Consider the following 12,423-nt stretch of genomic DNA (forward strand, 5'->3'; position numbering starts at 1 on the left):
GCGCGGCGGAATCACTCATGACGGTGCTCCTTCATCCTCTCGTCGGCGTGCCGCAGGTGCACGATCGCGCCGGGCTGGATGGCGAGCTGCTCGGTGATGGAGCAGCCGGGCGAGTGCTGCGGCAGCCACACCACGCGGTCGGGCAGGTCACTGATCATCAGGGGGAGCGTGACGGCGCCGCGGCTGCTGGCGACGGTGACGGGATCGTCGGGTTGGACGCCGAGTTCGGCGGCGGTGGCGGCCGACAGGCGCACCACCGGCGGGCGGGCGATGCCGGCCAGATTCGGTTCGCCGTCCTGCATACGTCCCGCGTCCAGCAGCATGCGCCAGCCGGCCAGCACCGCGGTGCCGGGTTCGGGCCGCGGCAGCGGATGCGGCGGGTGGGTGGGCGCGGTGACGGGCGCGCCGTCCCATGCGCCGAGTTCGGCGAGTTCGGCGCGGGCGGACTCGGCGTCGGGCAGCCCCAAGCGCACCGACATCTCGTCGGCGATGGCGTGCAGCACTCGCTGATCCGACAGCGGCGCGGTCTGGCGGCGCACCATGTCGTCGCCGAGCGCGGCGGCAAACGGACGCGGCCTGCCCTCCCAGGTGCGGAAGGTGCCCGCTTTCTCCATGGCCGCGGCTACCGGAAAGACCACGTCGGCGCGCTCGGTGACCGGGCTGCGGCGCAGTTCCAGGCTCACCACGAATCTGGCCGCGTCGATGGCGGCCAGCGCGGCCGCCGGGTCGGGCAGGTCGGCGACGTCGACGCCGCCGATGACCAGCGCGGCGAGGCCGGAGGCGGCCTCCAGGATGGCCGTCGTGTCACGGCCGGCGCCGACGGGCAGCTCGGGCACGTTCCATACTGCCCGAACCTGTTGGCGGGCACGAGGATCGGCGACCGGGCGGCCGCCGGGAAGCAGGCACGGCAGCGCGCCCGCTTCGACCGCGCCGCGTTCGCCCGCCCGGCGCGGAACCCAGGCCAGGGCGGCTCCGGTTTCATCGGCGAGCCGCACTGCGGCCGACAGGGCGCCCGCGATGCCCGCCATCCGTTCGCCGACCATGATCACCGCACCGGGTTCCCGCAGCAGCCGGGCCAGATCGGCCAGGCGGGCGGGATCCGCGCCGGGTGTGGTGATCTCGCCGGTGCGGATGGCGTCGAGCAGATGCGGTTCGGCGCCCGGCACGGCGCGCATCAGGCGTCCGGACATGCGTTCGAGGCCGCGCGAGGTGTACGGCGCGAGCGAGTAGACCGGCAGGCCGCGTTTGCGGGCGGCCTTGCGCAGCCGCAGGTAGACGATCGGCGACTCTTCCTCGGGTTCGAATCCGACGAGCAGGACGACCGGCGCGGCCTCCATGCTGTCGTAGGTCACCGTGCTGTCCTGGCCGGCGACCCTGGCGGCGAGGAAGTCGGCTTCCTCCGCCGAATGCGCGCGGGTGCGGAAGTCGATGTCGTTCGTGCCGAGGGCGACTCGCGCGAACTTGGCGTAGGCGTAGGCATCCTCCTCGGTGACCCGGCCGCCGACGAGCACGCCCGCGTTGCCGAAGGCCGCGGCCAGCCCCTCCGCGGCCGCGGCCAGCGCCTCCGACCAGGAGGCCGGGGCGAGCTCGCCGTCCCAGCCGCGCACGAGCGGGGTGGTGAGCCGGTCGGGTTCGGTGGCGTAGGTGAAGGCCCACCGGCCCTTGTCGCAGTTCCACTCCTCGTTGACCTGTGGGTCGTCACCGGCCAGCCTGCGCAGCACTTTTCCGCGCCGGTGGTCGGTGCGCTGTGCGCAGCCGGACGCGCAATGCTCGCAGACGTTCGGGCTGGACACCAGGTCGAACGGACGCGCGCGGAAACGATAGGCGGTGCCGGTGAGCGCGCCGACCGGGCAGATCTGCACGGTGTTGCCGGAGAAGTAGGAGTCCAGCGGTTCGGCCTGCGCGGTGCCGACTTGTTGCAGCGCGCCGCGGTCCATCAGCTCGATGAACGGATCGCCTGCGATCTGCTGGGAGAAGCGGGTGCAGCGGGCGCAGAGCACGCAGCGTTCCCGGTCCAGCAGGACGGCCGTCGACAGCGGAATCGGTTTCGGGTAGGTGCGTTTGTGTCCGTCGAACCGGGACTCGGCGCGGCCGGTGGACATCGCCTGGTTCTGCAGCGGGCACTCGCCGCCCTTGTCGCACACCGGGCAGTCGAGCGGATGATTGATCAGCAGCAGTTCCATCACGCCCTCCTGCGCCTTGTCCGCGGCGGGGGAGGTGAGCTGGGTGCGGACCACCATGCCGTCGGCGACGGCCATGGTGCAGGACGCGACGGGTTTGCGTTGCCCCTCGACCTCGACCAGGCATTGGCGGCAGGCGCCGACCGGGTCGAGCAGCGGATGGTCGCAGAAGCGGGGGATCTGGATGCCGATCAGCTCGGCGGCCCGGATCAGCAGGGTGCCTGCCGGCACGCTGACGGCGTTGTCGTCGATCGTCACGGTCACCAGGTCGGCGGGAGCGGGCGCGCCGGTGCGACCGCTCACGGTGGCCGACCTACCCGTCGCCCGAGCGCCGCCGGAGATCGAATCGCTGCGCGATGCCGGTTTCATCGGACCTCTTCTCCTGACTCCGCCCATGCGGTAGAGCGCGCCGGGTCGAACGGGCATCCGCCGAGCCGCAGGTGTTCGGTGTACTCCTCGCGGAAGTACTTCAGCGAGGAGACGATCGGGCTGGCCGCGCCGTCGCCGAGGGCGCAGAACGACTTGCCGTTGATGGTGTCGCTGATGTCGAGCAGCTTGTCCAGGTCGGATGCGGCGCCGGTGCCCGCTTCGATCCGTTGCAGCAGTTGCACCAGCCAGTAGGTGCCCTCCCGGCACGGGGTGCACTTGCCGCAGGACTCGTGCGCGTAGAACTCCGTCCAGCGCAGCACGGCTCGCACCACGCAGGTGGTGTCGTCGAAGATCTGCAGCGCCTTGGTGCCGAGCATGGATCCCGCACCCGCGACGCCCTCGTAGTCGAGTGGCACGTCGAGGTGCTCCTCGGTGAACAGCGGCGTGGACGAGCCGCCCGGGGTCCAGAACTTCACCCGGTGTCCGGCACGCACGCCACCGGCGTAGCCGAGCAGTTCGCGCAGCGTGACCCCCAGCGGCGCCTCGTACTGGCCGGGTCGGGCCACGTGACCCGACAGCGAGTAGAGGGTGAAGCCTGGGGATCTCTCGCTGCCCATCGAGCGGAACCACGCGATGCCGTTGCGGATGATCGGCGGCACGCTGGCGATGGACTCCACGTTGTTCACCACGGTCGGGCAGGCGTAGAGGCCGGCGACGGCGGGGAACGGCGGGCGCAGGCGGGGTTGGCCGCGACGGCCTTCCAGCGAGTCCAGCAGCGCGGTCTCCTCGCCGCAGATGTAGGCGCCCGCGCCCGCGTGCACGATCAGCTCGAGGTCGTAGCCGGAGCCGAGGATGTCGTGGCCGAGGAAGCCCGCTTCGTAGGCCTGCGCCACCGCGGCCTGTAGCCGCCGCAGGACCGGAACCACCTCGCCGCGCACGTAGATGAACGCGTGCGCCGCGCGGATGGCGTAGGAGGCGATGACGACGCCTTCGATCAGAGCGTGCGGTGAGGCGAGCATGAGCGGAATGTCTTTGCAGGTACCCGGTTCGGACTCGTCGGCGTTCACCACCAGGTAGTGCGGTTTGGTGATCCCGTCGGGCCCGGGCCCTTGCGGGATGAAGCTCCACTTCATGCCGGTGGGGAATCCCGCGCCGCCGCGCCCGCGCAGTCCCGCGTCCTTGATGGTCTGGATGATCTGGTCCGGTTCCATCCGCAGGGCGGTGCGCAGCGCCTGGTAGCCGTCGTGGCGCAGGTAGGTGTCCATCGTCCAGGACTGCGGATCGTCCCAGTAGGTGGTCAGCACCGGGGTGAGGGTCATCGCAGGCCCTCCGGATTCTCTTGCGCGGCAGGAGCTTGCATGCCCTGTTCGTGGGCGACCCGCAGACCGGCGAGCGTCGCCGCACCCGCGGCGCCGTCGAGCACGCCGGGCCGTTCGTCCGGGAATCCGGCCAGGATGCGCGCGGTCTGCTTGAACGTGCACAGCGGTGCCCCGCGAGTCGGGGTGACCTGCTGACCGGCGCGAAGCGCGTCGACCAGGGCACGCGCGGATTCCGGGGTCTGGTTGTCGAAGAACTCCCAGTTGACCATGACCACGGGGGCGAAGTCGCAGGCCGCGTTGCACTCGATGTGTTCGAGCGTGATCGATCCGTCCGGGGTGGTCTCGCCGTGCCCGATGCCGAGGTGCCGTTCGAGCGCGGCGAGGATGGCGTCACCGCCCATGACCGCGCACAGTGTGTTCGTGCAGACACCGACGTGGTAGTCGCCGGTCGGGGTGCGCCGGAACATGGAGTAGAAGGTGGCCACCGCGGTGACTTCGGCGCCGGTCAGGCCGAGTTGCTCGGCGCAGAACTCGATGCCGGTGCCGGTGACGTAGCCCTCTTCGGACTGCACCAGGTGCAGCAGGGGCAGCAGCGCCGAGCGTGGATGCGGGTAGCGCCCGATGATCTCCTTGGCGTCGGTTTCGAGCCGCTCGCGCACGAAAGGCTGGTAGGGCTCGGGCCGGGTGCCGAGCTTCAGCAGGATTGCCGTGCCGCCGGTCACGGGACTACCGCCGCCGGTGGAATCGTTCTGCGATGTCGTGTTCATCGGTCCACTCCGCCCATGACCGGGTCGATACTGGCGACCGAGGCGATGACGTCGGCGACCATGCCGCCCTCGCACATCGCCGCGACCGCTTGCAGATTGGTGAACGAGGGGTCGCGGTAGTGCACCCGGTAGGGCCGGGTGCCGCCGTCGCTGACCATATGGACGCCCAGCTCGCCGCGCGGCGATTCCACGGCCACGTACACCTGGCCCGCCGGGACGCGGATGCCCTCGGTGACGAGCTTGAAGTGGTGGATGAGCCCCTCCATGGACCTGCCCATGATCTTGCCGATGTGCTCGGGGGAGTTGCCGAGTCCGTCCTCGCCGAGCCGGAGGTCGGCGGGCCAGGCGATCTTCTTGTCGTCGACCATGACCGGGCCGGGCCGCAGCCGGTCCAGGCATTGCTCGACGATCTTCAGCGACTCCTTCATCTCCTCCACGCGGATGACGTAGCGGCCGTAGCAGTCGCATCCGGTGGTGGTGGGAACGTCGAATTCGTAGTTCTCGTAGCCGCAGTAGGGCTGTGCTTTGCGCATGTCGTGCGGCAGCCCGGTGGCGCGCAGGACCGGGCCGGTGATGCCGAGCGCCATGCAGCCCTGCAGGTCGAGGTAGCCGATGTCCTGGGTGCGGGCCTTCCAGATCGGGTTGGCGGTGAGCAGGTGTTCCATGTCGCGCAGTCGCTTGGGCAGCAGCGCGAGCAGTTCGCGCACCTTGGTGACGCCGTCGTCGGGCAGGTCCTGGGCGAGGCCGCCAGGGCGGATGAACGCGTGGTTCATGCGCAGTCCGGTGATCGTCTCGAACACGTCGAGGATCAGCTCGCGTTCGCGGAAGCCGAACAGCATCGGCGTCAGCGCGCCGAGTTCCATGCCGCCGGTGGCCAGGGCGACCAGGTGCGAGGAGATGCGGTTGAGTTCCATCAGCAGCACGCGGATGACCGTGGCGCGCTCAGGGATCTGCTCGGTGATGTCGAGCAGTTTCTCCACGCCCAGGCAGTACGCCGTCTCGTTGAAGAACGGCGACAGGTAGTCCATGCGGGTGACGAAGGTGACGCCCTGGGTCCAGTTGCGGAATTCGAGATTCTTCTCGATCCCGGTGTGCAGGTAGCCGATTCCGCAGCGGGCCTCGGTGACCGTTTCGCCCTCGATCTCCAGGATCAACCGCAGCACGCCGTGGGTGGACGGGTGCTGCGGACCCATGTTGACGACGATGCGTTCCTCGCCCGCGCCGGCCAATGTCTCGGCCACCTGGTCCCAGTCCTGGCCCGCGACGGTGACCGTGGTGGGCTCCGGCCCGGAGTCGTGGGTGACGCCGGGCTCGGTGTCGATGTCGTTCATCAGCTGTATGCCCTCCGCTCGTCGGGCGGCGGGATACGCGCGCCCTTGTATTCGACCGGGATCCCGCCGAGCGGGTAGTCCTTGCGCTGGGGATGGCCGCGCCAGTCGTCCGGCATGGTGATCCGGGTCAGTGAGGGGTGCCCGTCGAACCGGATGCCGAAGAAGTCGTAGGTCTCGCGTTCGTGCCAGTCGGTGGTCGGGTACACCTCGTAGAGCGAAGGGATGTGCGGGTCCGCGTCCGGCGCGGCGACCTCCACCCGCAGGCGCCGGTTGTGCGTGATCGACATGAGGTGGTAGACGGCGTGTAGTTCGCGGCCGGAGTCCTCCGGGTAGTGCACGCCGTTGACGCCGAGGCAGAGCTCGAAACGCAGTGCGGGATCGTCACGCAAGGCGCGGGCGACCGACAGCAGATGCTCCCGGCGCACGTGCAGTGTGAGCTCGCCGCGGAAGACGATCACTTTCTCCAGCGCCGCGTCCAGGCGTACGTCGCTGCCGGTGAGTGCGCCGTGCAGCACCGTGACGACCTCGTCGAAGTATCCGCCGTACGGGGCGGGCGTGCCGCCCGGCAGGGTGACCGAGCGGACCAGGCCGCCGTAGCCGGAGGTGTCGCCGGTGCCGGTGACGCCGAACATGCCGCGGCGCACACCGATCACGTCGGCGCCGGTCTCGACGGCATCCTCTTCGGGCAGTGTGCCTTCGGGGCCCGCGGTGGCCGCGGCATCGATGGCATCGTGCGCGGCCGGGATGTCGGTGTTGTCGGGGGTGTCGAAGGTCATCGCAGCAGACCCTCCATCCGGATGGTCGGCGTCGAGGCGAGCGCGGCTTGTTCGGCGGCCCGGATGGCCTCCTCGCGGTTGACGCCGAGCGGCATCTCCTGAATCTTCGCGTGCAGTGCCAGAATCGCGTTCAGCAGCATCTCCGGCCGGGGCGGGCAGCCGGGCAGGTAGATGTCGACCGGTACCACGTGGTCGACGCCCTGCACGATCGCGTAGTTGTTGAACATCCCGCCGGAGGACGCGCAGACGCCCATCGCCAGCACCCATTTGGGTTCGGTCATCTGGTCGTAGACCTGGCGGAGCACGGGGGCCATCTTCTGGCTCACCCGGCCCGCGACGATCATCAGATCGGCCTGCCGCGGCGAGGCGCGGAAAGCCTCCATGCCGAAGCGGGCGATGTCGAATCGCCCCCCGCCGGTGGCCATCATCTCGATGGCGCAGCACGCCAGCCCGAAGGTGGCAGGCCACAGAGAGCCTTTGCGCAGGAATCCGGCGAAATCCTCGACCGTGCTCAGCAAGAAGCCGCTGGGCAGTTTTTCCTCGAGACCCATGTTCTACTGACTCGCTTCCACTTGTCGGCTACGACCTCGGCTGCGCGGCGCTCAGTCCCAGCTGAGCCCGCCGCGCCGCCATTCGTAGGCGTAGGCCACCGAGACGTTGAAGATGAACAACGCCATCGCGGTGAGACCGAAGAGACCGAGCGCATCGAAGTGGACAGCCCACGGGTAGAGGAACACGATCTCGATGTCGAAGATGATGAACAGCATCGCGGTGAGGTAGTACTTCACCGGGAAGCGTTGTCCCGTAACATTTCCCGGCCCGCCGGCCACGGAATGCGGCGTGGGTTCGATACCGCATTCGTAGGGTTCCAGCTTCGCCCGGTTGTGCCGCTTCGGGCCGACCAGGGCCGATAGGACGATGGAGAACAGCGCGAACGCCGCCGCGATCGCGCCGAGTACGAGCGTCGGCACCTCGATATTCACGACTGCACTTCCCCTCCTTGCGAGCTGCGGCTGACAACAGCGTCCGAGGCGGGCTGACGTCGTTGTCCGCCTCGGCCGGACTCGCCCCTCGGCTTCACCGGGACCGGTCATTACTTGATCCGCTCCCATGTGAGGTAGGGCACAGCCTACAACCGAACGGGCGGCCCGCAGCGCGTTTGGCGACGGTGTTTGATCGAATTCAGTACAAGGATTTATGACCGAAACGGCGGTAATCCGTGCGGGCCGCGCAAGAAGTTGGGTGAACGGTCAGTTGGATGGCCCGAAGTGTCGGGCATCGCGACGTCACATGTGGTCCCGAGCGGGCTCAAAGTCGGAATCGGCGACAGCTGGGCGAGGATCGACAAGTCGATGGGTCGGAAACTCCGGGCTCGTTCCTTGCCGGTCGAACCGCGGTCGCAGGCCGGGTCGTACTAATTCATGATCGCTATGAATAGCGTGGTCGATGGTGGTCGGCGGTGATCAAGCCGCGGAGCGGCTGCGCAGCAGCGCGACGACGGCCTCGGTGAGCCGAAGCGGATCGATGGGATGAGCTACCGCGGCCTCCGCTCGGGACCAGCTGGCCAACCATGCGTCGTCCGGCCGGCCCGTGAGCACCAGAAGCGGCGGGCACGGATCGACTTCGTCCTTCAACTGCTTGGCGATGCCGAGTCCACCGGCCGGGGTCGCCTCGCCGTCGAGCACGGCGAGGTCTATACCGCCGGCATCCATCTGCGCGATCACCACGGGGGCGGTGGCCACCTCGAGGTACTCGAACGGCGGTAGCTCCGGGTGCGGACGCTTGCCCAAGGCCTGGATCACCTGGCGCCTGGTGTCGGCGTCGTTGCTGTACACGAGAACCCGCAGCGGGGTGGAACGAGTGGAATCGGCCACGAACGGCATGGTACGTCCACGGAGGTGGGCCGCGTGGCAGGTTCGGCGCAGATCGTCCCCGCGCGTCGTGCGGTGCGTGTCACCGGCGCGGGCCGTGCGGGCAAAGCCGACGACAAGCAGTTGGTAAGAATCTGCCGGTAGAGTCCGCCCAATGCGGGGAGACATCACGCAGGCCCTCGTCGATACCGACGTGTGGACCGATGAAATGCTTGGCAACACCGGGATTCCGGTGATCGACGTACCGTTCGTGACCATCGGCAGCGGCATCGGGTCGTTCGTCACCTACGACACGCTCCGGATCTTCGGCGTGCCCGCGGAGGCGATGGCCGTGCTCGGTCCGCAGGAGCACCCGTGGGCCTCCTACGAATACCTGACCAGGGTCTCGCAGATTCCGCGCGGCGAGCGCCTGCGCAGCGACTCGGCCTCGACGCCGGACAACATCTGGGGCTTCCCCTCCTACGCCGTGCGGGAGGCCGTCGCGGACAAGTCGATCAAGCCGCTGTGGAACGTCTTCGTCGAGCCGATCTTCGCCAATTACTACACGCCGCGGGCGGGTCAGGCGTTCGCCGCCATGGAGCGGGAGTTCCATCGCATCGACTACGCTCGCTCGCTGCACCGCGGTCACGTTCGCATGGTGCGCAGACGCCACGGCGGCGGATACTTCACCATCCTCACCCCGCCGACGGGCTCGACACCGACCAAGCGCGTGGCCTTCCGCAGCACGTATGTCCATGTGGCCGTGGGTTACCCGGGGCTGAAGCTGTTGCCGGACTTGCAGGAATACCGGGAAACCCATCGTGACCCGACACGCGTGGTCAACGCCTACGAGCCGCACGAGCACGTCTACCAGGCGCTGCAGCGGCGGCCGGGCACCGTGCTGATCCGCGGCAGCGGGATCGTGGCCAGCCGCGTCCTGCAACGGCTGATCGACGACCGGGACAAGTACCGCCTCGACACCCGGATCCTGCACCTGTTCCGCACGTATATCTCCGGCTCACACGGCAAGAACATCTTCAGCAGGCGCAAGGGCGGTGACGGATGGGCCTACCAGGGTTTCAACTATCCGAAGTCGGTGTGGGGCGGTCAGCTCAAGCAGAAAGTGCGCCGCCTGCAAGGCGAAGATCGCGCGCGGGCGTACAAGGAGATCTCGGGCACCAACACCCCGATCAGGGACAACTGGCAGGAACAGTTGCGCCGTGGCCGCCGGGAGGGGTGGTACCAGGTGATGGCTGGAACGATGCGAGCCCCGCGTCCCGCCGGCGGGCGGCAAGGCGTTGTCGCGACGATCCTTCCGGACACCAATGCGCCGCTGCCGTTTCCGCCGCCGACGCAACCGTTCGACACGACCGTCGACTACATCATCGACTGCACAGGGCTGGAAGCCGACATCCGTGAGCACCGGCTGCTGGCCGACCTGCTCGACCACACCGGCGCAGGACGCAATCCGCTCGGCAGGCTGGACGTGGACACGACATTCGAGCTGATCGGCACCCGCAGCGGCGCCGGACGGATGTACGCCTCCGGCAGCGCGACGCTCGGCGGGCCGTTCGTCGGGGTGGACACCTTTCTCGGCTTGCAGATCGCGGCGCAGGAGATCGCCGACGATCTCGCCGCGGTCGGGCTCTGCCGGAGAATGGGGCCGCTGCGCTCGACGCGGCAATGGTGGCTGTGGGTTACGAACAAGAAGATCTGAGCGATGCTTCCTACCCTGAACGGGCGAATCCAGACCCGTCTTCTCGCGCTGAGCGTGATCGGCTTCTTCGTCGCGCTGATCATCACACCCGCGCTGCCGACCGGCTCGTTGAGCATCGGCCAGGCTTACCGGGTGACGTTGTCGGTGCTCCTGGCGACCGTTCTGGTCGGTGTGCTCTGGGAATTGCTCTACCATTTCTTGCAGCAGTTCCGCTGGGAAAAGGACTGGCCGACCTTGTTCGGTTTCGTCACCATCCTCAACGAGGGGGCGCTGATGTGGGTCCTCGTGCGCTACACCACCGTGGTGCTGCCCGAACATCTGCGTCCGTCGCTCACCGCGTTCGGAATCCAGTTCGTCCTCACGTGGATCGTCTTCTGGCTCATCGTGAACGGGCCGATGCGGGTGGTGTTCCACCGGTGGCGTTTCCAAGGTGGCAGGTTCCTGTGAGCGCGCAGATCGAGGTGTTGCCGGGCGCCCATCTGGTGGCGAGTGTGGGTGGCGTAGTCATGGTCGTCGCGCATCGGGGCGACGGCGCCGTCACCGTGGACACGGTGGCTGCCCGCACGATGTCGGCGTTGCTGGACATCGTGCGAGAAGCCGTCGCGCGCGAGCGGCGCCACAGCGGGCGCGCGGTGGCGCGGCTGGCCACGACCTGGCTTATGAGCCTGTCCAACGGCGAGGAGGACGAGGTCGAATTCGGGGTGATCACGCCCCTGGACAACGGCCTGGCGGTGTTCCTGCACGGCGGGGTCACCGCCGTCCTGGCAGGTCCCGGCCGCACCGAGGTACTGCGCGGCCGGGACGCCGGATTCACCGTCGACCGCATGGTGACGCCCGCGCCCGGCAGCGGTGCGGGTTTGTTCGTGGATGAGGCGGGGTGGACCGCGGAGTCCCTGCCGGGCCGCGGAATCTGCGCGCTCGGTGAGGGGACCGCACCGGGGTCGGGCGCGGTGCTGTGGCCAGGAGCCATCGCGGAGGCAATCGGTGGCCGACCGGTGAGCGACAGTGTCACCGAGTCGGTGCGACAACCTGATGCCGGATCCGCACAAGCCGAGCCTCGGGTGCGATCGGCACGGGAGGGGGCACCCGAACCGCGACGGCCGGCGCAGCACGTCGAGGCACGGCCTGCGTCCGAACCCCCTCCCGGCGCGGAGCCACCTCCGCTCTCGGAACCGGCGCCGCCACCGCATCGGGTCCCCGGACCGCAGGCAACGCCGGATCCGCAGCGTCCCGGTGCGCGGCCGGGTTCCGAGCAGGAGCCGGTACCGCAGCCGCCACGGGTGCCGAGCCTGCGCAAGGGCGAGGAATCCGGCGACGCCGCAACGGAAGTCGATCTCCAGGCGTCGGCGCGGCGTGTGACGCCACGCGAAGGCGGGACACCGGTGGCGCCACCGGGACCGAACCCGGGTCCGGCGCGACCGGCGCACCGCATCGATCGGGATTACGCGATCGCCAACGACGCGAACCTCGCCGAGACGGTGGTACCGAACGCCGATGTCGTCGCGGACGCGCTCGGGTCCACCGGTTCCAACGCACTGGGGCACCGCGTGATCGTGCCGGGCTTCCAATGCGCCCGCCACCATCACAACGACCCGCGGGTGTCGTTCTGCGCGGTCTGCGGCATCCGAATGGATCAGCTCACCTGCGTGCTGAGCCCGGGGGTGCGCCCGCCGCTGGGGGTGCTGCTGTTGGACGACGGCACATCGTTCGTCCTGGACAGCGACTGCGTACTCGGTCGCGAGCCGGAGCATTCCGAGGCGGTCGCCCGCGGTGCGCGCCCGGTGCGGCTGGAGGACAGCTCTGGCGGGATGTCGCGAGCGCACGCGGAGATCCGCCTCGTCGACTGGGACGTCACGGTCGTCGACGGCGGTTCCACCAACGGCACCCACATCCGCCACCCCGGCCGCCAGGACTGGGTCCGTGCGGTTCCCGGCCATCCGGTCACCCTCGCACCGGGCACCCAGGTCCAGCTGGGCGGGCGGGTCATGACCTTCGACTCCCAGCACGGTCAGCTGTAGCCGTATCGCCCAGCGGCGCGTCCGATGCCGGGGGGCCACCGGAACGAAAGTCGAGGCCGAGACCGACCTCGTCCGCGACGTGTCGCCGGCCTGCCC

11 protein-coding genes are annotated in these 12,423 nt (G+C 69.0%); 3 read left to right on the forward strand and 8 right to left on the reverse strand.

Annotated elements, in window-relative coordinates; genetic code table 11:
- Positions 1–11 precede the first annotated feature (11 nt).
- The 8 genes from M8859_RS21650 to M8859_RS21685 form a co-directional block, all read right to left on the reverse strand.
- A complete protein-coding gene (locus tag M8859_RS21650) occupies positions 12–2,549 on the reverse strand; it encodes an NADH-quinone oxidoreductase subunit G (RefSeq protein ID WP_283779929.1) in 2,538 nt (845 codons plus the stop codon).
- Positions 2,546–3,868: an NADH-quinone oxidoreductase subunit NuoF gene (nuoF, locus tag M8859_RS21655; protein WP_159929567.1), complete on the reverse strand. Its 1,323-nt coding sequence runs from the start codon at positions 3,866–3,868 to the stop codon at positions 2,546–2,548. The genes M8859_RS21650 and nuoF overlap by 4 nt, the downstream gene beginning before the upstream one ends.
- On the reverse strand, positions 3,865–4,635 hold the full coding sequence (nuoE, locus tag M8859_RS21660; protein WP_159929569.1) for an NADH-quinone oxidoreductase subunit NuoE: 771 nt from the start codon (positions 4,633–4,635) through the stop codon (positions 3,865–3,867). The genes nuoF and nuoE overlap by 4 nt, the downstream gene beginning before the upstream one ends.
- Positions 4,632–5,966 carry an NADH-quinone oxidoreductase subunit D gene (locus M8859_RS21665; RefSeq protein ID WP_236565702.1) on the reverse strand — a complete coding sequence of 445 codons (1,335 nt, stop codon included), beginning with the start codon at positions 5,964–5,966 and terminating at the stop codon, positions 4,632–4,634. Before M8859_RS21665 ends, nuoE begins: the two co-directional genes overlap by 4 nt.
- A complete protein-coding gene (locus M8859_RS21670) occupies positions 5,966–6,742 on the reverse strand; it encodes an NADH-quinone oxidoreductase subunit C (RefSeq protein WP_195070790.1) in 777 nt (258 codons plus the stop codon). Before M8859_RS21670 ends, M8859_RS21665 begins: the two co-directional genes overlap by 1 nt.
- Entirely contained in the window at positions 6,739–7,293 is a 555-nt protein-coding gene (locus M8859_RS21675; RefSeq protein WP_159929571.1) for a NuoB/complex I 20 kDa subunit family protein, read from the reverse strand. Before M8859_RS21675 ends, M8859_RS21670 begins: the two co-directional genes overlap by 4 nt.
- Positions 7,294–7,344: 51 nt before the next feature.
- Positions 7,345–7,725, reverse strand: coding sequence for an NADH-quinone oxidoreductase subunit A (locus M8859_RS21680; protein ID WP_159929573.1), 381 nt, complete (start codon positions 7,723–7,725; stop codon positions 7,345–7,347).
- 480 nt (positions 7,726–8,205) lie between these two features.
- On the reverse strand, positions 8,206–8,616 hold the full coding sequence (locus M8859_RS21685) for an Rv3143 family two-component system response regulator (protein WP_236565703.1): 411 nt from the start codon (positions 8,614–8,616) through the stop codon (positions 8,206–8,208).
- A 151-nt stretch (positions 8,617–8,767) separates the two neighbouring features.
- Between M8859_RS21685 and M8859_RS21690 the strand changes: the two genes are divergently transcribed.
- The 3 genes from M8859_RS21690 to M8859_RS36920 are packed head-to-tail and all read left to right on the forward strand — an operon-like array spanning position 8,768 to position 12,327.
- Positions 8,768–10,309 carry a hypothetical protein gene (locus M8859_RS21690; protein ID WP_195070791.1) on the forward strand — a complete coding sequence of 514 codons (1,542 nt, stop codon included), beginning with the start codon at positions 8,768–8,770 and terminating at the stop codon, positions 10,307–10,309.
- Between the two features lie 3 nt (positions 10,310–10,312).
- Complete coding sequence (locus tag M8859_RS21695) at positions 10,313–10,756, forward strand: hypothetical protein (protein ID WP_159929579.1); 444 nt, start codon at positions 10,313–10,315, stop codon at positions 10,754–10,756.
- Positions 10,753–12,327, forward strand: coding sequence for an FHA domain-containing protein (locus M8859_RS36920; protein ID WP_308221221.1), 1,575 nt, complete (start codon positions 10,753–10,755; stop codon positions 12,325–12,327). Before M8859_RS21695 ends, M8859_RS36920 begins: the two co-directional genes overlap by 4 nt.
- Positions 12,328–12,423 lie beyond the last annotated feature (96 nt).

Source organism: Nocardia sputi, assembly GCF_023501985.1.